This window comes from Hymenobacter sp., from assembly GCF_036387835.1.
In the GTDB taxonomy this organism is placed as follows: domain Bacteria; phylum Bacteroidota; class Bacteroidia; order Cytophagales; family Hymenobacteraceae; genus Hymenobacter.
This window is the reverse complement of the sequence record NZ_DASVSY010000072.1, coordinates 1-24,671: the sequence shown is the minus strand read 5'-3', so window position 1 is coordinate 24,671 and position 24,671 is coordinate 1. Positions and strand designations below refer to the sequence as shown.

Below are 24,671 nucleotides of genomic sequence, written 5' to 3'. Positions count from 1 at the left end.
GGAGCTAGAAGTTAGGAGTTGTTCGGCTCTCCTAACTTCTAGCTCCTGCCTCCTAGCTCCTTACATTTACTCGTCTTTATCGGGCTGAGCAGACTTTTTACGGCCTGAGCCACTCTTTTTGCCGCCCCCGTCTTGCTTGTTGACGGTCGCCCAGGCGCGGGCTTCGGCCTCTTCTTCCGACAGGCCACGCTTTTCGTAGCTTTCTTCAATATGTTCGGCCTGACGCTTTTGCTTGTCGGTATACGCCGACTTGTCTCCTTGTGCCATGATGCAAGGTGTTGAAAGTGAAACAAAAAGGGTGCTGCTTACTTTGCAGTGGTACGATGCTTGCGGGTAGGTGTTATGTCGAGCTTCACCTGTTGCTATAGGTGGGCTGCCTATCTTCGCGCATTCTTTTTCACCCCTTGTTTCCGCTATGCGCCAACTTGCCGATATTCCGCATCCAGAGGTTAAAATCACACTTTTTTCCTGGAACGGTAAGTACCTCATCAAGCTCGAAAGGGGGCCGCTCGAACAGACGTATAAGGTGAGCGAGATGGACGTAACCAGCGACGAGGAAGTGCGCGCCCTGCTCGATGAAGAATTCATGCAGGCCGTCCTCAACCGGTTCCAACAGATGCACCAGGATCTGCAAGCCACCTTCGAGCGCCACGATATCTACTAGCGCCCACTAATCGCTTGCTGGTAAAGCAAGCTTTTCTCAGTGTTTTACTGCTTTCCAACCTCCATGAAAAACCAACTAGCCTTTCTGCTTGGCCTGCTTGTATGCGTATTTGCTGGCCGTTCCGCCAACGCGCAGATGTACGAAGTGCGCGACAACAGCGTCAACTACGATAAGAAGGAGCGAGCCGCCGCGAAGGTGCTGGTAGACGGTACGCCCGAATGGACACGCAATTTCTGGCAGTCTTGGCTAAAGGACACGTACAATATCAAACCCAAAGGCAACGGCACGTTCGGCGTGGGCAAGCGCGACGTGCTGGCCGCCAAGCAGGTACCCGCCTCCAGCGTGTCGGGCAAGCTTATTGACCTTTATGCCATGGTTGCGGCCCCGTCGGATAGCGTGACGGAACTGGCCGTATTTGGGGGCTACGACGACAAAACCTACTTCAGTCCGGAAAGCACGCCGTCTGAATTTGCGGCTATGCGCACTATGGCGCAGAACTTTGCCACCGCGGCCCGCCTCAAAGCGTATCGGGAGCAGATTGAGGCTTCGGAGAAAGAGCTGCGCGACACTGAAAAAGAAAAAGAGCGTCTGGAAAAAGAGCGGGTAAACCTGGCCAAAAACACGGAAAACAACCTGGAAAAGATTGAGTCGTTGAAGAAGCAAAACATCGACAACAAGCTCAAAGCCAATCAGGATTCGACGCAGCTCGTTGTCAATGGGCAGCAGCTGGAACTACGCAAGGCCAAGCTCCAGCGGCGCAAGGACCGACTCACCACCCTCGGCCGGAAGTGAGTTGCCGGTTGTGAGTTGCCGGTTGCCAGTCCGTTCTAGCAGTTCACAACCAGCAACTCACAACTCGCAACTCACAACCGGCAACTCACTTCCGGAAACTGATAATTGACATGGAAAAAGGTTCTTCACCCCTCGATACGCTGCGCCAGCTCCGGGAGCTGCTCGATGCGGGCACCATTACGCCGCAGGAATTCGAGACGCTGAAGGGCCGGCTGCTGGCCGCGCCAACGGCACCGGCAACTCCGCCCACAGACCTGCCGACAGTTCCGCTCAACCCAACCTTTACGGCACCCGCCGCCACGGTTGCGCCCGCCGAGCCAGCGCGCCCGGAGCCAGCCCCGACGCCACCCGCCACGCCAAGTCCGGCCGCTAGCCCGGCGGAAGAGCTGCCGCCGTTGCTCGACTTCTTCAAGCAGCCTCAAATGCCGGGCGCCCCGACTCCGCCGCCAACTGCACCAGTGCGCGAAGAGAAGCCCGCCCCTTACGTTGCTCCCTACACGCCGCCTACGCTGCCGCCGGCTGCCCCAACTGCGACGCCTGATTTTTTCCCGCCTCGCCCCACTACGCCGCCTGCGCCTCCTCGCGAGACGCCGCCGTTCTATCCGCCAGCTCCCCCTGCGGCGCCTGATTTCTTGCCACCGAGAACCCAAACGACGGTATCCGTAGAGCCAGTGCGGCCGGTAGTACCGCCGGTGCCGCCAACTCCTCCAGTCAATTCGCAGGCCAGGCGAACAGCAGAGCCGGTGGAAACCGACGATGAAGTAGAGGAACCGCCTCGGCGCAATCCGCTTGGGCTGATATTAGCTATTGGGGGTGGGCTGCTGCTAGTAGCACTGATCTGGTATCTGGTTGCGGGTTCGTCAAGGTCGAGCGAGCACCTAACCAGCATCAGCCAAACCGCCGCCGATACGGTATCCGTGGCGCCCGAAACCGGCCCGCAAGCCGAGCAGCTAGACCTGCCGCCTACCGCAGCTCCCGAAACCGTGCGCGTGGCTCCCGTGGTGCCGCCCACCGCCACCACTACCGATTCAGTGGCGACAGTGAATAGTGGCGCCGCAGCAAGCCAAGCACCGCCAGCTACCACCGCGCCCGCCGCCACTGAAACCGCTTCGGCCGCTGAAAGTGCCAACGAGGCCACTGCTCGGGTGCGTGATGTGCTGGCCGCTTACTACGCCGATATTCAGGCTTCACCTTTCAACGCCGAGCAATACTTTGCGCCACAAGTGGAGTTGTTCGTGATTCTGCGCAACACCACCCCGGCCGCAATCAGTAATTGGCTGGATCAGAATCGCTTTTCTGAGTTAAAAGATGCGCAATTTCAAGTGGAGCCGGGCTCGTTACGCGTAAGTCCGCCCACTGCCGACGGCACGCGCGTAGTGACCTACATCGAACGAGGCCGCGGCTTCCGCCAGTCTCTCCAGAAAAACCAGTATATCCGCGCTCAAATGCGCCTGCGCCTCAACCCGGACTATAAAATCACCTACCAGAAGCAAGAGCGCCTGCTGGAAAATACCCTTTCCGATGCGCCTGCCGCAACGCCGGCGCCTAGTGCTACCCCGGCTACCGAATAGGTTGAGCAAGTTCTAATTTTCAGTTAGTTAAGTAGGAACGTCATGCTGTGCTTGCCGAAGCATAACGTTCCTGTACTTATGTAGTCGTGCCTGTATAGGGAAGTAACTCCGTGATTAAAACTCACGCCTCCACTATTTGCCCAAGGAGCCAATCTTCGGCTGAATCTGAATGATGAAGCGCTTGTTTTTGCCTTCTTCGGTGCCGGTATAGCGGCCCGTGCCGCGGAAGCCGCTGCCAGCGGCTACTACTTCTAGATTGGCGGGGAAATGAATGCCGGCTAACTCCCACAGGCGGATAACAGCCAGGGCGCGGTTGTAGCTAAGCTGCCGAACAGCCGGGCCGTCGAGGTTGCGCGGGTCGTCGTCGGAGTAGCGGAGGTCTTTGGCGGCGCGGCCTTCTACCACGATGAGGTACTGCACGTTGTCGTCGTTGTTGAGGGTCTGCATTTGGCGTTGCAGGAAGCGGCCGGCTTGCGTGAGGGGCGTGCGGGCTATATCGGGCAGGGCATCGCTCTTGGGCGCAAACGTGACGGGAAAGTTTAGCTCGTAGCGTTTGTAGCGCTGGTTGTACGTGAAATAGTCGCTTTCCAAGCGTTGGAGGGCAGCTTTTATTTCGTCGAGCTTGCGCTTCTCCTGCACCTGCACGCGTAGCTCGGCAATCAGTTGCTCGTTGTTGTTTTGCTGATCCTGAAAACGTTTGTAGCTGAGTACAAACAAAACCAGCATCACCAGAAACAGCGCCGTCATCAGGTCCACGTAGCTTGGCCAGAAGAAGTTGTTGCGGCCGGTCGTCTTCATAGGAGAGAATGTAGCGCGAAGTTTCATTTCGCGGCGCGTTGAACGATGCCCGCACGCGTGTTTGTAGCGAGTAAGAAAGCAGGCTGAGCCGTCAGCAACGACTCGCAGGGTGATAGTTAACTGTACAGCTGAAAATTACAAGTACTGGTACACGACCCGCGAAGTGAAACTTCGCGTTACTTCTTGCGCGGCGTCGGACTCCCGAACACTTTTTCCATCATGCGGCCCACTGGCCCTTTAGCAGTGGCTTTTTCAAGCAGCGTGTTGAGGGTGCTCATCTGCTGGAGAAGCTGCGTGTTGATGGCCGCATCGTCGACCATTTTCTGCATCAGCCGGTCGTGGGTGCGGTTGATGGACTGGCTGAGCAAATCGTGCTGCGCGTTGAGCTGCGCCTGCTGATGGTGCAGGTTCTTGAACGGCTCCATGTAGTGCACGATCTTCTCGTAGATATTGTCGCGGTTTAGGGTCTTGAAGTGGTCCTGCCAGAGGTTGGCGGCTTCGTCGGCTTCCTTCTGGAAATGCCCCATCCGGCGACGCATCACATCGGCCAACTGATGGTATTGCTCATCGAAAAACTGCTGCGTCTGCCCGGCCATGCGCGCCATTTCGGCCTGGTTCTGCTGGAAAAACTGCAGTTGCGCCCGCACCGTACCATCGTGCTGAGAAACCAGCTCCGGTACGGCATTCAACCCTTTTTCTAGGTTGGTGAGGCGGTTGAGCAAGCCCGAAACCCGGTCGGCCACCGCGTTGCCGGCTATCATAGTGGCATTTAATTTATCTTGGTACACCAAGAAGTTCTCGAAGTGGTGGGCGCTTTGCGCCACCTTATCGAACACCCGAATGCTGGCATCAGCCATTTGGGTGTAACCGACTTTCTGCAATTCCTCCAGGAAGTTCTTCTGCGTGCTGATGTTCTCGTTCAGCGCGTGGATAATCGGCCCGAACTCGTAGATTTTGTCCACAAATTCCTTGTTGAAGCTGTCGAGCACCGACTTGAGGTTGCTCAAACTACTGGCCATATCGGAGTGCAGAATAGGCAGCAGTTCCACCTGCAAGAAGGTGTAATAGTCGTTTTGACGCTCTTCGGCCTGGCGGTGCGCGGCGCGGTAGAGCATGCCAGCCCACTGCGTGAAAAACAGCCCGAGCAAGCTGCCCACCATGGCAATAGCCACGCCCTGCAAAAACGACTGAATGGCGGCCTCATCGAACTTACCGCCGCTTAGCAGCAGGCTGCCTAAGCCAAGAATGGCCCCCAAAAACGTGCCCATCAAACCGACATAGAGCGGAGTGGAAGTGCCTTGCTGCACTTCGTTATCCAGGGCCTCAGCCCGGCGCTCGGCAATGTTTTGCAGAATATCGAAGCTGGCGGTGCCCTTGTTTTTGAGCAGGTAGGAATTGGTGTCTACCAGCACATCTTTGAAGTCGGGAGAGGCGGCGGGAGCTTCCAGCGTGTCTACCTGCTGGCCAGTGATGGAATCTGCCACCCGGCGCAAACGCAACTGATCGGCCGTCGGAAACAGGGTGGCCAGCCGCTCGATATCCAGGCGGCTACGGCGGAAAGCCATTATCTGCACCGTCAGAATGCCTATAATTACTAGCAGTTCCAGCAGGGCAATTACCATTGAAATTTAAAGTAAAACATGAGAAAGTAGTCGTTTAGGCGGGGCCTCACCCCCCGGCCCCCTCTCCCGTGGAGAGGGGGAGCCAAACGAAGGTAGCCCTTTCGGCTCGCGCCTCAAGAACTACCTCGACCGTGAAAGTTGATAGCCTTTTGACTCCAGTTGAATAAAGTAAGTCGTCGTCAGGCTCCCCCTCTCCACGGGAGAGGGGACCGGGGGTGAGGCCCTGCCTGAACGACTACTTAGGCGAAATAAATCCGGGCTTTCTGGTTGATGCGCCAGTCGCCGGACGGGGTGCGCTGCACGGTGCCGGGCGTTTCGGTGATGATGCGTGAAACCGGGCCGGTGGGGTAGTTGTAGACGCAGGCCGGCTCCAAGATGCTCATATGGCTACCGATATAGCCGCCGTGGCCGCTTTCGTTGCGCGTCACCACGAAAGTGCCTTGGTCGGGTGTGCGCTCATCCACCATAATTTCAAAAATGGTGTAAGAGGCGGGAGCATCGGCTAGGTTATCGCGCAGGAAAGCGCCGTTGATGGGTTGCTGATTGGCGTAGACGACGTGTACCCGCGGGGCCGCTGGCTCCGCGGCAGCCGGGGCGGCTGGTGGTGTTACAGCAAATAAATCGTCATTGTGCTCAGGCTCTGAATTTGTGTAGGCTACCGGCTGCGGAGGAGCTACCGGTGCTGCCGGCACTTGGGGCTGTGCTTGGCGAGTAGGCGGCTTAGGTGCTTGCTTCGCCTTCTGCGGTGCTGATGTTGCTGGTGCCGAAGGCGAGCGAGTTTCGGTTAGGGCCTTGTACACCACTTCGCGCACTTCCATAAGTTGCGCATTGCTCAAGCGGGAGTCTTGCGAGAGAGACTGGCGTTGAATTAAAGTTCTGCTCGGGTCACTGTCGTAGCTACTGCTGTCTTGCGAATACGACGATGAACGTTGCCGCCCGCTGGATTTGCCGCGCGTCAGCAACAGATACAGCACGCCTAGCAAACTCAGGCCCGACATCAACAAGGCAGCCCAGAGCAGTGGGGAAGTAGCGGGAGCGGGCATAATTGGAGCGGGGGTTGGATTTGGAATATCAGTTTGTGCTTCGGGCTGTTGCTGTCCTTCGGGTACGGCATACGGATCAGCCCCGGAATCCTGAACCGGCGTGGCCGCTACCTCCGTGACGTCGGCAATAGTCGGGGCCGTGTCGGCCGCTTCGGCAGCCGTAGTAGCCGTGCCTGTAGCTAGTTGGTTGAGCTGCTTAGCCAGCGCCGTGAGGCTACTTTTGCGCTCCAGGTCGGCCATACGGTCCGGGTTCTTTTGCAACTCCGCTACGATGGCTTGAGCCAGCCCGCCGTAGTCACTCGGGTTGACTTTATCCTGAATTGTGCTCACCACGCCCCGAAACTTCAGGACCCGCTGTTGCCCCCGAAGCTTCTGCTTTTCCAGGGCCACCGCCGCATCTACCCCTTGGTTGAACGCGGATATGCTCTTGTCCTGAATGGTCTGCAGTAGCTCCGCCTGAATTGGCTGCAAGGCCGGGTCATCGGTGTAAACAAACCGAGCGGTGGCCGCCCACATTTGGGCGCGGGCGTTGGCGGGAACCACTTCGGTGGTTCCCGCCGCGTTGCCGCTGGTTTGGGCCAGTACCGCCGGCTCCGATAGCAGCGAGGCGGTAACCGCGGCGGCGCGTAGCCATTGGCCGGCGGCCAGACTCTTACTGCGGTTGCGTGGCATAATTCCGTTTGAATAGCTCGCGGCCCAATTGGAACAGGGCGTCGCGGAAGGGGAAGAAGAACAGCGTTTCAGGCAGTCGGTCGTCCGGCTTCGCGCCGTTGTTGAGCAAGGAATTCAGACCGGCGTTTAGGCTGTCTTTGAGCTGGCCATCCAGAAAGTTGTACACGAAATCCGAGTTCATCTCCACGTTCAAATCGTCGAGCAAGTCGCGGACTTCTTGCGAGTCGTGGGTGAGGAAACGCACCAAGCGGCGGGCGTTGGCCAACACGTCTTCGCGAAGGGCGGTGGCTTCGCCTAGCGTCAGCGTAGAGGTTGGGACTGGAGCGGCAAAGGGTTCCACATCGGCGGGTACCGTGCCGGGCAGCACGAACTCTTTGGGGTCGTTGAGGTGGTTGCCGTCCTTCATCTTCCAGAGCACGGCACCGTTGGCGGTAGCCTCTTTCGGCTGGCCTACCAGCGTGAGGCGGAAGTCGCGCGGCGCGGTTTGGCCGGAAGCAAATTGCAGCACCAGCTTCGCCAGTTCCGTCAGCGCCGACAGGTTGGAGTTCAAATCCAGCATGCGCAGGTAGGTGCTGCCTTTGCCGCTGAAGCACAAATGGCGCGGTACGTCCAGCCCGCGGGCCTTGCACACTTGGCCCACGTGGTACACCACCGCCGCGAAGTGTAGGAACAGCACCACGCGCAAGTGCTTAGCTCCGCGCAATTCTTTCGAGAATTCCAGTTGCTTATCGAACCCGAAAAGCAAGCTCACTACGTCGGCCGAACCGGCTTTGCTTTCCAGCGCGGCCTTCACCACCTCGCGGGCCGCCCACGCTTCCTGGCTGATGGGCTTGTTGGCCGTGCGGCTCACGTAGTAATACAGCAAGCCATTTTGCTGCCGCGACCCGCCGCCCGCCCCGTCGCCCCACAGCACGTCGCCGGCAAAGCGGAACGAAAGAGTAGCTTCCGGATGACGACCGCGCAGCAACAGTACGTCGGTAGTGCCACCGCCAATGTCGATGTTCACCACGTTCTCGTCGCCGGTCGGCACAATGCCGCCGTCGGTACGCGGGTCGGTCAGATACAAGTACGGCGCCCACGATTCGCTGATGTGCGCTAGGCGCGTACCAGCTTCCTGCCCGAAGATGCGCGAAAATTCTTCCTGCCAGATTTCCTCGAAATCCCGAATCCCGCTCTTCTTCATGCTCAGCGGCCGCGACCATACCACTTGCGTCTGGCTCACGTCGCCTTCGTTGAGGGCTACTTTGTGCTTAATGAGCAGCAGTAACTCTCGCACGTACGCCCGAATGCGCTGCACCCCGGCGGCACGGTGCGCGCCCTCCGTATCCCACTTGAGATTGGTCTGATAACGTCCATCCTCCGGGTGGTTGTACAAGGAACCGTCGCGGCTGAGGTGGAAGCCGATGTTGATGCTGCCGAACAGCATCGGGTCGCCTTCGCCTACAAAAGCCGGCGACTCACACGTAGCCGTCCGAATTGGGAACGCCACATCAGCACCATCGGTACCGATGAAGGCGGGCACAAACTCGCGGTTGCGCACGGTATCGGCCAGCGGCATGGTGCCTAAGCTGCCCACGCCGTAGCGAACCGGCAACTGGTAGTCGGCAGTGGCAAGCGGCTTGTTGAGCGTAACAACTTGCAACTCCTTCTCTTTGGTGATGCTGAACGGCTGCGGCTCGCCCCGCTCGGCCGTCGCGAAAGCGACATGCGTGTTGGTAGTGCCAAAGTCCACGGCAAACGTGAACCGCTGCGAACCACCCACGGCCGTCTGCCAGCGTGGCACCAGTAAGCCACTCACTGCCCGACCCGGCCGCGCAAAGTCAGCCGCTGGCGTTTCCACTTCCATGAAGTCGAAATGCGTGCCCACTACCTCGTAGTAGGTGCTGGCTGGCCCGCGGGAGTTGCGGCCCATGCGCTGGTGCGTGCGCACGCCCCGCAGATTGCCCGCACCCGCCGGAGCCAACGCCTGCTGACCCGCGTAGAAGCGCAAGCGTGCTAAGTCAGCGCCCTCGTTTTGGTCGGCTAGCTGCACGTAGTAGTGGCTGCTGCCGCCACCTTGCGCGATGTTCGGGAATTTATAGAACGGGAACACGCCTACGTTCACGCGGGCACTCACCCGGCCGCCGTTGTACGGCGTCTTGGCGTTGTCGCTCGGTACGGCGGCCACCGTCTGGTCGGCGCTGGAGCCGGGGCCGGGGCGGTAATAGTAGCGCCGCTCATACATAACCTCGCGCCCGCTCGTGACGGGTATGGCGAGTTGCACCAGCACATGGTTGTCGAAAACGGTGAGGCGCAGGTAGCGGTCCAAGTCTTCGGGACGGAAGTAGTCGAAGTAACGACGCTTCAGCGGCAGCAGGAACCGGAACGGCCGGTCTTCCAGGCGCGTACCCGGCTCCGGCAGCACCGTACCGAAATGAAACCGCTCGGTGTTCACCGCGAACGGAACCTCCACCAGCATGTCTTCCAGCAAGTCGTTCACCGTCAGGAAGGGGTACTGCACGCCCAAGCCTTCCAACCGGCGCTTGTCCAGTTCCTCGTCGTAGCTCCACTTGATGACCGTGGAATCGGTGCCGGGCGTGCCGCCGAAGTAGTTGCCGCGGCGCAAATCCAGGCCGGGCAGCAAGGCAAGCGGCGTTTTGCCGAGCTGTGGCACTGTAGCGGCCACAAACCAGTCGCTGCTAATCGGTTGCTGCGCTTCGGCCAAGTGCCGCAGCTCCACACCCCGAATCTGCACGGCGTTGCCTTGCGCATCACGCAGCGGCTCGTAGGGCTGATTGAAGGAAGCCGCCGTTTGGTTTAGCTCCGCTAACTCGTTCATGCGGCTCCGGTCCAGCGCCGTCAGGAAGTCGTACACGCTGCCCGCGAAATCTTTGCTGCGCAGAGACTTTTCTACCTCGAACAGGCCGAAGATGTAGGTCTGGAAATCAGCCTTGCGGGCTGTCAGAGGCACTACTTCGTTGTCGAAATAGAAGCCGCTGCCGCCTTTGCGCTGCGTGTTCAACGGCCGTACTTCGGGGTGCACGAACACCAGCGTGAAAGGCGAAGTACCACCGAGCAACTGCGTGGTGCGGCGCCCACTGGCATCCTGCTGGTCAGCGAAAATTAGGTATAGCGCGTCTACCTCGCGGAAATGCTCGTCGGCCAGATACAGCGCCAGCGTGTCGCCGAGCAGCTTTACGCGGGAATCGGAGCTGCCTTGCAACTGTTGCAACTGCTCCTGCTTATGCCACGCCACGAAGCGTAGCTGGTATTCGTCGGTGGGCTTGCTATAGAACAGCAGCTCCAGCAAGTCCCAACACTGCGACACCTGCCGGTGGTACAATGAATGGCCTTGTGGCTGCTGTTTCACGAATTTAAAAGCAGTTTCCAGCAAGTGTAGCCGGCCAAAAGGCGTCGGAATAGCCGTAGCTGTGCGGCGGGAGTTGCCACCGGCGGGGTCTAGCATCCGTTCGGCTTCTAGGGCCGTTAGTTGGTTGGATTCCTGCCAGCCGCGCAGGTTAGCATTGCCGCGCTCCAGCAGCTGTAAGATATTACTCATGTAGTGCGTTTCGTTTCTACTGTTTGATATAATCGTCTGTCATGCTGAGCGGAGCCGGAGGCGAAGGCGAAGCATCTAGCTAGAGTGATAACCCCTTTTTTACCGATCTAACGAATCGAGCTACTGCAACGAAGCGGTAGAGATGCTTCCTCTCGTCAGCATGACATGTACCACACTAGCGAGATGCTTCGGCAAGCTCAGCATGACGTTCTGAACCAGCGTCTGATTAAAACCCTGGTACTTTGGCTTCCACCACGTCCTCCATCACCTCGCTGAAGGCCCGGACGAACTCGCCGGGAGCCTCGGCTTCAGTTACTTTGCGCAGTTGCTTGTCGAGCCGCTCGCGCACGTAGCTGCGGCTGATGGTGTCGGAATTGAAAAAGCCTTTTTTCACCTCCTGGCCCAACACCATCTTGTCGAAATCGGCCTCATCGAGACGGAAAGGCGCAAAGTTGCGGGCATTGTCGCGCAGCTCGCGCAGCCACGATTTGAAGCTGATGGGCTGGCCTTCGGGCGAGTTGTAGTCGAAGAGGAAGCGCCGCAGGTCGCGAAAGAATGGGGCAGTTTGCCAGGCACTCTTCAGGTTGATGTTTTTGGCATACACCGCGTCGTCGGTTTCCGGGAAGTGGTGCTCCAGCCACGTAGCGAAGAATTTGAATCGAGTTAGGGCCGGGCCGAGCAACGGCCGGGTCTGGTTGGGGTCGAAGCTTTCGAAGCGTACTTCCTTGTCGTCGCGCTCCAGGCCGTACTCATAGAAATGGGTGTCATTTTGAAGTACAGCAGCTGGCTGGCGCATAAAGTCCAGCACCGATAGGGCGCCTACTAGCTCCACGAAATGGGCATCGTTGCGCTGCTGGTTGCCGCCTTCGCGGTTTTCCTGTTGCTTCTGCGCCTGGTCGCCCACGTAGTAGAGCGAGTTCAGGTCGGGCAGGTTGCGCTGATAGTAGGCCAGGGCCGCCTTAGTCTTCGTGATGAAAGTGTTGGAGTCGATGGAGCTGGTTTCGTCGCTTTTCAGGTCGAAGTAAGGCAGTACCGTCAGCGCACCCATAGGGGCGGTGTTCAGCAGGTGCTTCTTGGCCAAGTTGCCCTTGGGGTTGCGCAGGTTCTTAAGCAGCAGCGGGAAGCCCGCCGCCCCCGTGCCCCCGAAAATCGACGAGATGAAAAACACCCGGTCATCGGGAGCGAAGCCGTTGGCGAAAAACTCGATTTCCGGCGAGTTCATCAACTGGTTCAACACTACGCTGCCCACGTTGGGGCTGCCTTTGAAACCGACCGTCAGCGGCTCGTTCAAACTTTTGGGGTCGAAGAGCAAATCAACGAGGTGCTTGGTTTCGACGGGCAACGAGTTGTAGTGCAGGTAGTCGCGCAACGGCTCGTCCATGCCGCTGAAGTTGTACTCGAAAGTCTCCTTTACCCGCGGGTCGCGCTCCTGGCCCGAAGTAGCTGCCATGGAAGCCAGCGTAGCAATTTCGGTGTGGAAAAACTGTCCGGCTTCCGGCGCGGGCCGCAGTTGCTGGCGCAGCCGCTGGTAGGTTTTTAGCAGTTCAATGGTGCGCTGCTTGTCGCCATTCAGCGCATCCGGGTCGATGATAATAGGAACTACTCGGTTGCAATTTTGCAGTTCAACTCCCGCTGCCAGTAGCATCGTGAGTGAGCGAATGACCCGGGAGCCCGTGCCACCGATGCCGAAAATATAAAGCGTTGCCATATGTAAAAGGAAGTGGCTAAAAGCGGCTTCAGGTGCCGTTTTCGTGCCGTCAATGGTTCAGAAAAGAAGTACTGCCACTACTTAGTTAGGCCAGCGTACCGGCGTAGTGCGGGCACTCACGGAAAGGCTTTTCACCGCGAAAGAGCACAGAATGAAAAACAGAACCGCTACCAGTGTATTGGTAGCCGTGAAACCCCACAGGTAGCGCTTCAGCGTGGAAACCTGCGCTACGGCTAACTCTTCGCCGGTTTCGGCTAGTTGCGCATCTACAAATTCGACAGCAAGCCGCCAAGCCACGATGGCACCTAATACGGCCGTCAGCAAGAGCATAACGGCCCAATGCTGCGTTTTGAAAAAGGACGTAGTGACCACGCGGTTCAGCACCACATAGAAAAGCAGGGCCATACCCAAAGCCACGAAGAAGGTGGTCAAGCCTACCCCTGGAAAAATACTTTGCCGGTACACGGGAATAAGGCTGGACGGGTCCGGGTTGCCCAACAAGGCCTGATAAAGCGCAGTGAAAAACGATTGGAGCATAGAGTTGGAGGAGAAAGGAAGAGGCAGTAAACGAGAGTAGGAGGGGAAAGAAGAGCGAACTAAAGTTAAAGAACGTCATGCTGAGCGCAGGCGCAGCCGTAGTATCTCGCCAGTGTGATAAAACCCTAGTGCTTGGGCAACGATTCGAGCGAGATGCTTCGGTAAGTTCAGCATGACGTTCTATTCTTTATGATTATTGCATTGCATGGCTTAGCAAAACCTAATCGCGGCGTAAGGCCACCGGAACGTCAAAGAGCATAGGGCCGGTAGCTGATTGGCCGCCGAAGCTTTCCGCTACGCCCGCCAGCACTTCAGTCAGCAGAAAAGTTTTGGGGCCTTGACCGGCAATGTTGCTGTCGTTGGAGGTGGAATAGGTGGCCGCCCAAGTGGGAGGCGTAGGCGACAGCGCCAACCGGAGCGTTTGCGGCTTCTGGCGCGAGGCCGTTGAGGGAAGCTTCGAAACGCTGATTTGGGAGAAATGCGTATACGCCCGGCCCGCGGCCGGTACGGGTGGGCCACCGGCTGCCGCCCACGTTTTCACCAGCTTGGCATCGGTGTTGCCCGGCTCCAGCCGCAGTTGCGACACAGAAAAGCTTTTTTGGGCGGCCAGCGGGAGGTGTTTCAAATCAAACCCCACCACAAACTGCGCAGGCTCTTTCGCCGATAAAGAAGTGAACGATACGCCCGTGGCCTTGCCCCTTTGTGGTCCGGGCTCGGCATACCATTCGCCTTTGCCCTGGTAACCCGTCACGACACCGTAAGTAGGCGCTTCGTATTTGGCGTTGAAATGCACCTGCGGCTGCTGGTCCAGCCGGCCCATCAGCTGCTGATTCACCTGCGCCACCAACGGCGCCGGCCCGAGCACCCACACGTAGTAGGGCAGCTTGGCCCCCGCCAGTGTCTGCCGCTTGGTGCGGTTGCCAGGGTAGAAGTTGCCCCGAAACTCCGACGTATTCGCAAATACCGACACGGCCAATTCTGCCGGATTCGCGGTGCTTAGCGCATCTTTTACATCTGTGCGCACGCGCCACGTTTGCGTGGGGTCCTTGGGGCCATAGATGAAATCAGAAATGATGATGCTCACCGTACCAGGCTTCTGCAACTTCAGCACCTCGCGCAGCATATCGGGCATTTCGGTGCCCGCTGCCGGATTTTCAATGCCCCGGCTTATGGTCTGGCTGAGCTCAGCGTAGGAGGTAGGTTGCAACACGGGGGCTTCTTTCACAAAATAGTAGCCAGCCGTCGTGCCCTGTGTAGTTCGGCCCTGCACGTCGGAGAGCAAAGCTGTAACGGTGCGTTGAAACTTGCTGCCCGGGTCGCCCGGCCGGTTGGCCCGCACAAATCCCTGCATGCCACCCGATATATCCACAAATACATTGAGCTGGCGCAGACCGGTGGTTTTGCTGGTTGCTTCTTCGGTTTTGGGAGTTGCAGCACTGGTAGCGGCGGCCTTGCTTGCAGCTCGTTTCTCGCCCGGTACGTCGCAGGCGCTTAACAACAAGGCCAAGCCGCAGGCCCAAGAAGATAGGTGGCGTTTACTAGTTGAGGCCATGAAAGAATGAAAGCAGAGTAGGGTACAGGAAAAGCACTGATTAGCTAATACGTTCATTCGGTGCTTTAGCTGACAACGCATCTCAACAAGAGAATTGATTGGTAGATGAGGCAAGCACTGGCAAAGCAGATATTATTAAGGCAATATCGTGCCACTCAGTTCAGGTTGGGAGGGAGCTGCAACGTATATGCTTTGTGGCGTGCACATTGAAAATATTTTGCTTTGTTCTCATCCGCGTCTAGCGCTAACCTGAAAGTGCAAGTCAAACCAATTGCCTGCTTTAAACAAAGCAGCGTCCATATCTTGCCTGAACATCAAGCGGGATAAACGTCTTAGCCTGCCGATTACGTATAATCATAAAAGCTTGCAAGGTCAGAGGCCCCGAAAAATCAGCGCTAGTGGGGTTATGCAAGTAAGAGAATTCCATTTAAAAATCTCATCGGTTCGTTATTTCGAGGTTGATATCAGATGGTTACGTGCAGCATCTGCCGTACTTTTACTTAACGCTACTTGAAACGTGCTCCTGTATCACACGAGCGCCCTCAGTAGAACTATCTGCTTTCTATGATTTCTGCTATTTCTAGTTATGTCCGTCGGCTGATGCTAGTGCTGCCTGTGTTGCTGTGCTCCTGCATGAATGTTATTAAGCCCAGCCGCGAGTTTCCTAGCTATTCCGTTCCCGCCGCTCCCGACTACGCGCAGCCAACTAATTGGGCCGCCTTGCCCACGCGCGTCGATGCCGCCGACGTCGTGCCCACTCGTTCCGGCTTGCACGACCAGCAAGCTACGGCGCCCGCCGACGTATTCTTCGTGCACCCGACCACCTACTTAGGGCGAGCAGGCTGGAACGCCGACCTTGGCAACAAGCAAATCAACCACATCACCGACCTCAGCACGATGCGCCGGCAAGCATCGGTCTTCAACGGTACCGCCCGCATCTATGCTCCGCGCTACCGGCAGGCCACCCTGTTCTCGTTTTTCGATGAGCAAACCAATAATGGCACCCAAGCCATCAACCTGGCGTACGAGGATGTAAAGTCGGCTTTCCAGTACTACCTCGCGCATTACAACCAAGGCCGCCCCATCATTCTGGCCGGGCACAGCCAAGGCACCCGCCACCTCACCCAACTCCTACGCGACTTTTTCGAGCACGATCCGGCCTTGCGTCGTCAGCTCGTAGCTGCCTATTTGGTTGGATTTAATGTGCCCGACAGCACTCTCCAAGCAATTCGTCCGTGTGCGGATTCCACGCAAACCGGCTGCTACGTGGCCTGGAACACAGTAGATTGGGGTCAGGAGTATGCACCCTACCAACACAGCACCGTCACCAATCCCCTCACCTGGACCTGCGACACCACCACGGCCCTAGCGAGTCTCAACCGCGGCGGCATTTCTTATAGCTTCAACAAAGTAGACACCGCCGTAGTGGATGCCAAAGCCCATAATGGCCTGCTCTGGATTCACCGGCCGCAATCCTACGGCTACCCCCGCTTCCTGCTGCCTGGCCGCCCCGAGCTAAGCCACTCCTTCCACCTCGTCGATTACGCGTTGTTCTACATGAACATCCGGCAAAACGCCGCGGCGCGGGTGCGGGCCTATGAGCGGCAGGCGAGACAGTAGAAGCGGTTAGTGTGTCAGTGCATTGTTACCAAGAAGAGCAAGAATATACAATGCAGGTAAGCTCAAAATAGCACCTATTAGGAAAGCGAAAGCAGCATCTGTTTTCTTATAGAAGATAAGTAGAGCGGAAGCTAAACCATCAAATCCAATGACCAGACAAAATGCTGGGTTTAGTATAAAATCTAATTGTGGGGTTCTGTCATCTAATGTTATACAACCTATAATAAAGCTGTTCATAATAAATGATACGAGTCCCCAAGCTAGATAATAAGAGAAATCAGCTTCTCGTTTGGTACGTGGTTGCATAGCTTTAAAATACACAAAAATTCTTGCAACAAAAAAGCCCCGCCAGCATAACGCCAGCAGGGCTTTTTGAATATAGCAATCTTGAAGCTTAAGCACCAATAGCTACGCGCTTGAAGTCGGTTACCGTCATGCCTTTCGACGTCTTGTCGAGCAGCTGAGCGATAGTTACCGAGTTGTCTTTCACGAACTCCTGGTTGAGCAGGGTGTTTTCTTTGTAGAACTTGTTGAGCTTACCTTGAGCAATCTTCTCGAGCATAGCTTCAGGCTTGCCTTCGGCACGTGCCTGCTCTTTGCCGATTTCGATTTCGCGCTCAACGGTAGCAGAATCTACACCGTCTTTGTCAACGGCTACAGGCTTCATGGCTACGATTTGCATGGCCACGTCGCGGCCTACAGTTTCTACGTCAGCACCGTTCACGTTTTTCAGGCCTACGAGTACGCCTTTCTTGCCGTCGGAGTGGATGTAAGAAGCTACTTTCTCGGCGGTCATGTTGGCGTAGGCTACTACGTCCAGCTTCTCGCCGATTTTGCCCATCAGGTCGGTGATGTGGTCTTGCAGGCTACGGCCGTCTTCCTGCGAAGCAGCCAGCAACTCTTCCTTGGTAGCCGCGTTGGACTGCACGGCCGCGTCCAGGATTTGCTGCACGAGGTTGCGGAAATCAGCCACTTTGGAAACCGGCTCGGTTTCGCAAGCCAGCGCTACCAATTTGCCGTTGGTGCCGTCGGCGTTTACGCTGGCCAATACCAGACCTTCGGAGGTAGCATTGTCGGAGCGCTTGTCAGCAATCTTCTGACCCTGCTTGCGCAGAATGTCGCGGGCAGCTTCGAAGTCGCCTTCCGCTTCTACCAGAGCTTTTTTGCAATCCATCATGCCGGCGCCGGTCATGGCGCGCAGCTTGTTCACGTCTTGGGCGGTAATTGCTGCCATTTTTAAAGGAGCTAGGAGTTTGTAGCTAGGAGCTAGAATGAATACTAGAGGGAGAGGAGCCGTACGGAAAGAAGCTAGGAGCTAGGAGTTAGATTGGAATAGGCTGTAGCCGTCATCGCAGATTCTAACTCCCAACTCCTAGCTTCTAGCTCCTCCAAAATTTATTCGTCGGCCGTCAGTTTTTCCTGGATGCCTTCGTCTTCAGCCTGCTTCTTGTCGGCATCTTCTTTGTCGACTTTGCGCTCCGACAGACCTTCTTCGATAGCCTTGCCAATCACGCCCACGATGAGCTGAATGGACTTCGAGGCGTCGTCGTTAGCTGGAATCGGGAAGTCCACCAATTCAGGGTTGGAGTTGGTATCGCAGATAGCGAATACTGGAACGCCCAACTTTTTGGCTTCTTTCACGGCAATGTGCTCGCGCTTCACGTCTACCACAAACAGGGCAGCGGGGAGGCGGCTCAGGTCGGCGATACCGCCGAGTACACGCTCCAGCTTCTCACGCTCACGCGACATCATCAGACGTTCGCGCTTAGCGAGGGCGGCGTAAGCGGTGTTCTCTTTCACCATCTTGTCGATGGTGCTCATTTTCTTCAACGACTTGCGTACCGTAGCGAAGTTGGTGAGCATACCGCCCAACCACCGGTCGGTTACGAAAGGCATCTTGAGGCGAGTAGCCTCCGATGTTACGATTTCTTGTGCTTGCTTCTTAGTTGCAACGAACATCACCTTGCGGCCGCTCTTTGCAATGTTGCGGATGGCGTTAGCGGCCTGATCCAACGAAACAAGGGTTTTGTTGAGGTCGATGATGTGGATGCCGTTCTTCTCCATGAAGATGAACGGGGCCATTTTAGGGTCCCACTTGCGCGTGAGGTGACCAAAGTGGGCACCAGCGTCAAGCAGTTCTTTATAGGTTGCGGACTGAGCCATGATGAATTTCCTCTAGGATTAGCGTTTCGAGAACTGGAACGAACGACGAGCTTTGCGCTTGCCAAATTTCTTGCGTTCCACCATGCGCGGGTCGCGGGTCATGAAGCCTTCCTTCTTCAGGGCCGGACGAACTTCTTCGCTGTTCCCTACGAGGGCTTTCGAGATGGCCAAACGGATGGCTTCAGCCTGAGCCGAAATGCCGCCACCGTGTACGTTTACCTTGATGTCGTACTGACCAACTTGCTCTACGATAGCAAGCGGCTGGTTCACAATGTTTTCCAGGAGTTCGTTACCGAAGTAAGTCTTCATGTCCCGGCCATTGATAGTGATATTCCCTTGCCCGGCTTGCATGTAAATGCGCGCCACCGAGGTTTTTCTTCTACCAGAGGTGTTGGAGATTTCCATTAAGTGAATGATTAAAGAAAAAAGACGCCGTTAAGTCGGCTTAAAGGTTTTTCAGTTCAACAGCTTGTGGCTGCTGCGCTTGGTGAGGGTGCTCGTTGCCGGCATACACGTACAGGTTGCGGAACTGCTCGCGGCCAAGGCGGTTGCCTTGCAGCATGCCTTTCACAGCGTGCTCGATTACGCTAGCCGAGTTCTTGGCCTTTTTGTCGCGCAGGTTAACGCGCTTCTGACCACCTGGATAACCCGAGTGGGTTACATAGATTTTGTCGGTCAGTTTCTTGCCAGTCACCCGCAGATTGTCGGCGTTGATGACGATAACGTTGTCGCCGCAATCGGAATTGGGCGTAAACGATGGCTTGTGCTTGCCACGCAGCATGTTGGCAATCTGGCTGGCCAGACGGCCCAGGGGCGCAACACTGGCATCAACCACAACCCAGGCCTTATCGGCGTTGGCTTTGTTGACGGATACCGTCTTGAAGCTCAGATGATCCATTGGGAGGAAGGTAAGCGTTTGGAAATGAGATGAAACCGAACTAGGTTCGGGAAAAACGGACACAAAGGTATTGTTTCTTGCGCATACTAACAAGAGCAGAAAGTTGATTTTGAGTTAAACAGCACGTGCAGTTGTTGGTGCTTACAACTCATCTATAGGAAACACGCCGCCATATTCTTCATCGAAGCCTTACTTTTCAGCCTCTAAAGCTTCTATGTACTGCGTTATCCACTTTGTAAAGGATTTAGCCAGCAGTGGTCGTGTGTCCTCATTAGGCCACATACGCCTTGGCCGTTAGTGCCACTAGGAGCGGGAGCCAAATCCAGGCAGCAGTGATTGCCTGAACCATCATAGGTTAGGGGCAGCCAGCGAGCATTCAATTGCAGCCACTTCTCAACGCGGCCCCAGGGGCCTTGCGTGTGAGAAAGAATGTAAGTTTCTACTGATACTGCCGGAGCGTATCCACCAGCACCCGAAAATCCTTGGGGTAAGGCGCTTCAATAGTCACATTTTCGCCATCCATTTTGGCAAAGGTGAGGCTGGCGGCATGGAGCGCAAAACGTTTAATGAAAGGCTGCTCCTCCTCGCCCTCCTTCATGTTGAATTTCTTCTTCAAAGAGGAAAGGTAGAAGTCTTCGCCGCCATACATCTTGTCACCGATAATAGGCGCTTGCAGATAGGCCAGGTGCAGGCGGATCTGGTGCATACGGCCCGTAATTGGCTGGCACTCGAGCAGCGTGTGGCGGGCAAATGCCTCCATCGTGCGTACCAACGTGACGGCGGGCTTACCGTTGTAGGCGAGGCGGGCACGGCCTTTGGTGGTCGTTTCGATGTTGCGCTCTACACGCAGGCCTTCGTATTGATGTGCACCCCAAGCCGCGGCGTGGTAAATTTTGCGCACTTTACGGTCCTCGAACTGCATGGCCAGGTTGCGGTAAGCCGCCGGGTTCTTGGCTAGGGCCAATGAGCCGCTGGTTTCTTTGTCGAGGCGGTGGCAGGCTTGCACGTCGTCGTATTGCTCGCGGGCAAGGCGCAAAATGTTAGGCGCGCCGCCAAACCGCTCGTCAAGCGTGGCCAAAAAGGGTGGTTTGTTGATGACGACGTAGTCTTCGTCTTCGAACAGAACAAGGTCTTGAAAATCGGGTAGCTTCATAAGGAAGCCGCAAAGGTAAGCAATGCGACGACGGGTTATACCTGACAAAAGAGCAAGCAATAAGGTGCCCTCTTGTCGCACCTCATTACTCGTTTCCTTGCGCTACCTAGGCCTCTGCCTGCCGGTCAGTGATGTCACTGATCATCTCTTCGTTTTTCTCCTTGCGTTCAGGCAAGACGTTCTTCGGCTTTATCAGCTTGAACTCAAGCGTTGTACCTTGGCCTACCTCGCTGCGCACCCGAATAGTGGACTTGTGCGCTTCTATGATGTGCTTGGAAATGGCGAGTCCTAAGCCAGAGCCGCCAGAGTCGCGGGAGCGGCTTTTGTCGATGCGGTAGAACCGCTCGAATATGCGATTCAGGTGCTGCTTGGGGATGCCGGTGCCATCGTCGCGCACCGCAATGCGCACCGCTTTGCCACTCTCTTGTAACGACACCGTGACATGACCATTCTCACGACCGTATTTGATAGCGTTGTCAATCAGGTTGATCAGGACTTGACGGATGCGGTTGCGGTCGGCCAGCACACACATACCGGTCTGGGGTAGCGTGGGCGGGAATAGCTCCAAGCGTACGTTGCGGTGCGCGGCTTTAAATTCCAGTTGCTCGAAAATTTCCTGCACCAGCGTTACTAAGTCGAAGCTGTGGCGGCGCATTCGGACTACGCCTTTTTCGAGCTGCGAGATGGTAACCAGGTCCTGGACCAGCGTATCGAGCGCATCGAGGCTGTTGGCGGCTTTTTGTAGAAACCGCTGGCGCGTGAAATCATCCACCTCGTCGTCGTCGAGGATGGTGTGCAGAAAGCCTTGCGCCGCGAAAATGGGCGTTTTTAGCTCGTGCGAAACGTCGGCCAGAAACTCACGGCGCAGCGCTTGCAGGCGCTTCAGTTCGTCAATCTCTTTTTGCTTGCGCTCGGCCATTTCCACAATCTCATCGCGCATGCGCTTGAGGGGCTCGGGCCGGAACAAGAACTTGTTGGACAACTTCCGAAACTCCTTACGCTTCACATTTTCCAGGCTGGAATAGATGCTGTTGATTTCGCGGAAAATCAGCGCCTCAAACATCAAGTATAACAGCAAGAAACAGGTGGCTACTGTGATGCCCGCGGCCAAAACGCCCTCACGCAGCTCCATAGTCGGACCTATCCACGCGAGCGTGGTAAGGGCAACTGCTACAAGCAGCGACAGAATGATGGCAATAATGCGCGATGAAAGGTTCAAGCCAAGCACAACCGTTAATTCAATGTTAAAGATAGATGATGAAAAGATGATAATAAGCTGTGCGTGGCAGCTAACAGAAACCCGCTAAGAGTAGGGTTGTGTGCGCTTATCCGACGCGAAACGGCCTCCCTTGAACTTAGAGCGTAGTAGCATCACTAGCACTCAACTGCTCAAAAGAGGCCGACACTTGATCGAGATGTTGTTGAACAGTTAGTCGGTGTTGAATTTGTAGCCGACTCCCTTAATGGTTTGGATGTGATGGTCGCCTACCTTCTCGCGCACTTTGCGCACGTGCACATCCACGGTGCGGGCCAGCACAAATACATCGTTGCCCCAAATGTTCTGTAGCAACTCTTCGCGCCCAAATACCTTGTGCGGAGTAGCAGCCAGGAAAGCCAGCAGCTCAAATTCCTTCTTCGGCAGCGTGATTTTGCGCCCTTCCTGATACACCGAAAAACCAGTGCGGTCTATTTTAAGGCCATTGATTTCAATGGTGTCTTGCACCGACTGCGGGTCCCGGTCGCGGCGAACGAAGGCGGCGAGGCGGCTGAGCAGGGCCCGGGGTTTGATGGGCTTGGCAATGAAGTCGTCGGCGCCGGCCTCGAAGGCAGCTACTTCCGAAAACTCTTCGGCGCGCGCCGTTAAGAAGATAATGTAGGTGTCCTTGAACTTAGGTTGTTCGCGCAGGTGCCGGCAGGTAGCAATACCATCGAGGTTGGGCATCATCACGTCGAGCAGAATGATGTCCGGCGCGAACTGTGGGGCAATTTCCAGAGCCTTTCGACCATCGGAAGCGGAAGCAACAGAGTAGCCTTCTTTGCGCAGGTTGTATTCGAGTAGCTCCACAATATCGGAGTCATCATCGACCACCAGAATCTTGTACGCATTGGGATTAGCGGGTGCTTGCACGGTGCGAGGTGTTTGAAGTAAAACGAAATGCGCAAAGACAAAAGTACCGCCGCGCTTACGTCCGGCATGTTACCTTTTCGTTATGCGCTAATCGACTGTGAACCAGAAGCAGGAAAACAGGTTAATCAGCGCACATCAAAGGTTAAAAATGAAGGCGGCTCCATTTGGAGCCGCCTTTAAATTGTTAGTTGTGTGCCACTATGTTCAGTCGGCTTTTCAAGCCTTGGTATTTGTACATATCTACCTTCACGGCGCCCATAAACATTTCGGCCTGAATCAGAACCGGAATTTTGTTTCGGTCGTCAGAGAGGTAGACGGATATAGCGTTTTCTCCCTTGAAGAGCTTATTGCTAGGCATTTTGGGGACTAGCCGGATGGCCCGGATGGTGCCGGCTTTGGTCTCGACCGTTTCGCGGCCTTTGTATACTACATCCATCGAGAAGACATCTTCGTCGAAAAAGCCCTGCACCCGAATTACTTCTCCTATGCGACGCTGGTCATAATTGAGGGTGCGTAGGAAGTAAAAACCGCTGACAAGATCCTGCACATTATCAGGGACTTTATAGGTGCCTCGTTTGATCTTGTTTTTGTCTTTGCCGTGGCGCTCCATTTGCGCCATGTCATTGAAGTGGTCGAAGTCAACGGTTTCGCGGCGGCGGTAATTGTTTTCTTCGATGTTGCGGAAGAAGCGCTGCGGCACAATGCTGGTGGTATCGATGTAGCTGCGCCACGTGTCCCGAATACGCAGGAAAACATCGAAGGAACCAGTGGTTTTGCCTGTGACCGTTGCCCGAAAACAAGCCCGTTCGTTGATGCGGTGCAGGCCGTTATCGACTTCAATGGTAGCTTCAGCCGCATTGATTAAGCCGTAATGCACTTTGTATTGAAGTACCTCTCCTTTAGTAAAGCTAGTGTTTGGTATCGAGCGAAGACCACCTGAAGGCTGAAAAGCCAACAAGCCCACCAGTGGCAGAACGATAAGAATAGATAATAGCCAACGGCGGTTCATAGAGTTTTAAAACAGGAGTAACAGGTTCCTGATGCCTCATTCAAAAGAGGTGCCAGCAAATATAAGGCAATGTGTGCAGGGGCCGGAACAGTTGACTTACAACCAACTGCGTTTAGCTTGGAAATCATTCGTTGTACTTACGAAGCAACCGCACGCTAGGTGCTTAGGCACATAACACAAAAAGTCCCGCCGGATTACCAGCGGGACTTTTTACCTCTTGAATTTACCTTAACACAAAGCTTTTACAGCGTGTCGTCGTCATCAACGGTGGTATCCACCGGAATGGCAGCTAGCGCAACCTCAGGCTCACCTTTTACCAGGTTCCGGATCTGAGCTTCGATTTTGTCGGCCAGCTCAGGGTTGTCTTGCAGAATGGTTTTTACGCCCTCACGGCCTTGACCGAGCCGGTCGCCGTTGTACGAGAACCACGAGCCCGACTTGGCAATGATGCCCATGTCAACACCGAGGTCAAGGATTTCGCCTACTTTCGAGATGCCCTCACCGTAGATGATGTCGAACTCTACCACTTTGAACGGTGGCGCTACTTTGTTCTTCACCACCTTCACCTTGGTACGGTTACCGGTTACGTTGTCTTTGTCTTCTTTGATCTGGCCGATGCGGCGGATGTCGAGGCGAACCGAAGCGTAGAACTTCAGCGCGTTACCACCGGTGGTGGTTTCAGGCGAGCCAAACATCACACCAATTTTCTCGCGCAGCTGGTTGATGAAAATGCAGCAGCAGCCGGTTTTGTTGATGGTGCCGGTGAGCTTGCGCAGGGCCTGACTCATGAGGCGAGCGTGCAGGCCCACTTTCGAGTCACCCATGTCGCCTTCCAATTCGCCTTTCGGAACGAGGGCAGCCACGGAGTCAATAACGATGATGTCAATCGCGCCCGACGAAATCAGCTGGTCGGCGATTTCAAGGGCTTGCTCGCCGTTGTCAGGCTGAGCGATGAGCAGGTTGGTCGTGTCGATGCCGAGTTTCTCAGCGTAGGATTTGTCGAATGCGTGCTCAGCGTCGATGAACGCGGCCATGCCGCCTTTCTTCTGCGCTTCGGCAATCATGTGCATGGTCAGGGTAGTCTTACCCGACGATTCCGGGCCGTAGATTTCCACCACGCGGCCACGGGGCACGCCGCCAATGCCAAGGGCAATGTCGAGCGAGAGCGAACCGGTGCTGATGCTCGGGATGTCGCCAACTTTG

At 56.0% G+C, this 24,671-nt stretch carries 22 protein-coding genes; 4 read left to right on the top strand and 18 right to left on the bottom strand.

Annotation, left to right across the window (positions count from 1 at the left end):
- Positions 1-66: 66 nt before the first annotated feature.
- Positions 67-267: a hypothetical protein gene (locus tag VF639_RS13595; RefSeq protein WP_331146458.1), complete on the bottom strand. Its 201-nt coding sequence runs from the start codon at positions 265-267 to the stop codon at positions 67-69.
- A 148-nt stretch (positions 268-415) separates the two neighbouring features.
- Between VF639_RS13595 and VF639_RS13590 the strand changes: the two genes are divergently transcribed.
- The 3 genes from VF639_RS13590 to VF639_RS13580 all read left to right on the top strand — a co-directional run bounded on the left by VF639_RS13590 (position 416) and on the right by VF639_RS13580 (position 3,027).
- A complete protein-coding gene (locus VF639_RS13590) occupies positions 416-664 on the top strand; it encodes a hypothetical protein (RefSeq protein ID WP_331146457.1) in 249 nt (82 codons plus the stop codon).
- Between the two features lie 63 nt (positions 665-727).
- Positions 728-1,456, top strand: coding sequence for a hypothetical protein (locus VF639_RS13585; RefSeq protein WP_331146456.1), 729 nt, complete (start codon positions 728-730; stop codon positions 1,454-1,456).
- 110 nt (positions 1,457-1,566) lie between these two features.
- Positions 1,567-3,027 (top strand): SHOCT domain-containing protein, encoded by a 1,461-nt coding sequence (locus tag VF639_RS13580; RefSeq protein WP_331146455.1) that lies wholly within the window; start codon positions 1,567-1,569, stop codon positions 3,025-3,027.
- Positions 3,028-3,159: 132 nt separating this feature from the next.
- Here VF639_RS13580 and VF639_RS13575 read toward each other — a convergent pair whose 3' ends face one another.
- The 7 genes from VF639_RS13575 to VF639_RS13545 all read right to left on the bottom strand — a co-directional run bounded on the left by VF639_RS13575 (position 3,160) and on the right by VF639_RS13545 (position 14,497).
- Positions 3,160-3,825, bottom strand: coding sequence for a hypothetical protein (locus VF639_RS13575; protein WP_331146454.1), 666 nt, complete (start codon positions 3,823-3,825; stop codon positions 3,160-3,162).
- 176 nt (positions 3,826-4,001) lie between these two features.
- On the bottom strand, positions 4,002-5,447 hold the full coding sequence (locus tag VF639_RS13570) for a hypothetical protein (RefSeq protein WP_331146453.1): 1,446 nt from the start codon (positions 5,445-5,447) through the stop codon (positions 4,002-4,004).
- A 239-nt stretch (positions 5,448-5,686) separates the two neighbouring features.
- The gene (locus VF639_RS13565; protein WP_331146452.1) at positions 5,687-7,162 is read right to left on the bottom strand and encodes a hypothetical protein; all 1,476 of its coding nucleotides are present in this window, start codon (positions 7,160-7,162) and stop codon (positions 5,687-5,689) included.
- The gene (locus VF639_RS13560) at positions 7,143-10,700 is read right to left on the bottom strand and encodes a hypothetical protein (RefSeq protein ID WP_331146451.1); all 3,558 of its coding nucleotides are present in this window, start codon (positions 10,698-10,700) and stop codon (positions 7,143-7,145) included. The genes VF639_RS13565 and VF639_RS13560 overlap by 20 nt, the downstream gene beginning before the upstream one ends.
- Positions 10,701-10,926: 226 nt before the next feature.
- Complete coding sequence (locus VF639_RS13555) at positions 10,927-12,408, bottom strand: hypothetical protein (RefSeq protein ID WP_331146450.1); 1,482 nt, start codon at positions 12,406-12,408, stop codon at positions 10,927-10,929.
- A gap of 81 nt (positions 12,409-12,489) precedes the next feature.
- Positions 12,490-12,945 carry a hypothetical protein gene (locus VF639_RS13550; protein ID WP_331146449.1) on the bottom strand — a complete coding sequence of 152 codons (456 nt, stop codon included), beginning with the start codon at positions 12,943-12,945 and terminating at the stop codon, positions 12,490-12,492.
- Between the two features lie 220 nt (positions 12,946-13,165).
- Positions 13,166-14,497 (bottom strand): hypothetical protein, encoded by a 1,332-nt coding sequence (locus tag VF639_RS13545; RefSeq protein WP_331146448.1) that lies wholly within the window; start codon positions 14,495-14,497, stop codon positions 13,166-13,168.
- Between the two features lie 564 nt (positions 14,498-15,061).
- Here VF639_RS13545 and VF639_RS13540 point away from each other — a divergent pair.
- Positions 15,062-16,117 carry a DUF3089 domain-containing protein gene (locus VF639_RS13540; RefSeq protein WP_331146447.1) on the top strand — a complete coding sequence of 352 codons (1,056 nt, stop codon included), beginning with the start codon at positions 15,062-15,064 and terminating at the stop codon, positions 16,115-16,117.
- A 6-nt stretch (positions 16,118-16,123) separates the two neighbouring features.
- On the opposite strand, the gene VF639_RS13535 is transcribed toward VF639_RS13540, so the two are convergent.
- The 10 genes from VF639_RS13535 to recA form a co-directional block, all read right to left on the bottom strand.
- Positions 16,124-16,519, bottom strand: a complete 396-nt coding sequence (locus VF639_RS13535; protein WP_331146446.1) for a hypothetical protein — start codon at positions 16,517-16,519, stop codon at positions 16,124-16,126.
- The gene (gene tsf, locus VF639_RS13530; RefSeq protein ID WP_331146445.1) at positions 16,512-17,351 is read right to left on the bottom strand and encodes a translation elongation factor Ts; all 840 of its coding nucleotides are present in this window, start codon (positions 17,349-17,351) and stop codon (positions 16,512-16,514) included. Before tsf ends, VF639_RS13535 begins: the two co-directional genes overlap by 8 nt.
- 161 nt (positions 17,352-17,512) lie before the next feature.
- Complete coding sequence (gene rpsB, locus VF639_RS13525) at positions 17,513-18,280, bottom strand: 30S ribosomal protein S2 (RefSeq protein WP_331146444.1); 768 nt, start codon at positions 18,278-18,280, stop codon at positions 17,513-17,515.
- An 18-nt stretch (positions 18,281-18,298) separates the two neighbouring features.
- Positions 18,299-18,685: a 30S ribosomal protein S9 gene (gene rpsI / locus VF639_RS13520; RefSeq protein ID WP_331146443.1), complete on the bottom strand. Its 387-nt coding sequence runs from the start codon at positions 18,683-18,685 to the stop codon at positions 18,299-18,301.
- 40 nt (positions 18,686-18,725) lie between these two features.
- On the bottom strand, positions 18,726-19,178 hold the full coding sequence (gene rplM / locus VF639_RS13515; protein WP_243797408.1) for a 50S ribosomal protein L13: 453 nt from the start codon (positions 19,176-19,178) through the stop codon (positions 18,726-18,728).
- A gap of 439 nt (positions 19,179-19,617) precedes the next feature.
- Positions 19,618-20,331, bottom strand: coding sequence for an RluA family pseudouridine synthase (locus VF639_RS13510; protein WP_331146442.1), 714 nt, complete (start codon positions 20,329-20,331; stop codon positions 19,618-19,620).
- A gap of 106 nt (positions 20,332-20,437) precedes the next feature.
- Positions 20,438-21,550 (bottom strand): sensor histidine kinase, encoded by a 1,113-nt coding sequence (locus tag VF639_RS13505; RefSeq protein WP_414654720.1) that lies wholly within the window; start codon positions 21,548-21,550, stop codon positions 20,438-20,440.
- Positions 21,551-21,760: 210 nt separating this feature from the next.
- Positions 21,761-22,459, bottom strand: coding sequence for a response regulator transcription factor (locus VF639_RS13500; RefSeq protein WP_331146440.1), 699 nt, complete (start codon positions 22,457-22,459; stop codon positions 21,761-21,763).
- A gap of 184 nt (positions 22,460-22,643) precedes the next feature.
- Positions 22,644-23,336, bottom strand: coding sequence for a DUF3108 domain-containing protein (locus tag VF639_RS13495; RefSeq protein ID WP_473964821.1), 693 nt, complete (start codon positions 23,334-23,336; stop codon positions 22,644-22,646).
- Positions 23,337-23,710: 374 nt separating this feature from the next.
- A partial coding sequence (gene recA / locus VF639_RS13490) for a recombinase RecA (RefSeq protein WP_331146438.1) occupies positions 23,711-24,671 on the bottom strand: 961 nt, incomplete at its 5' end.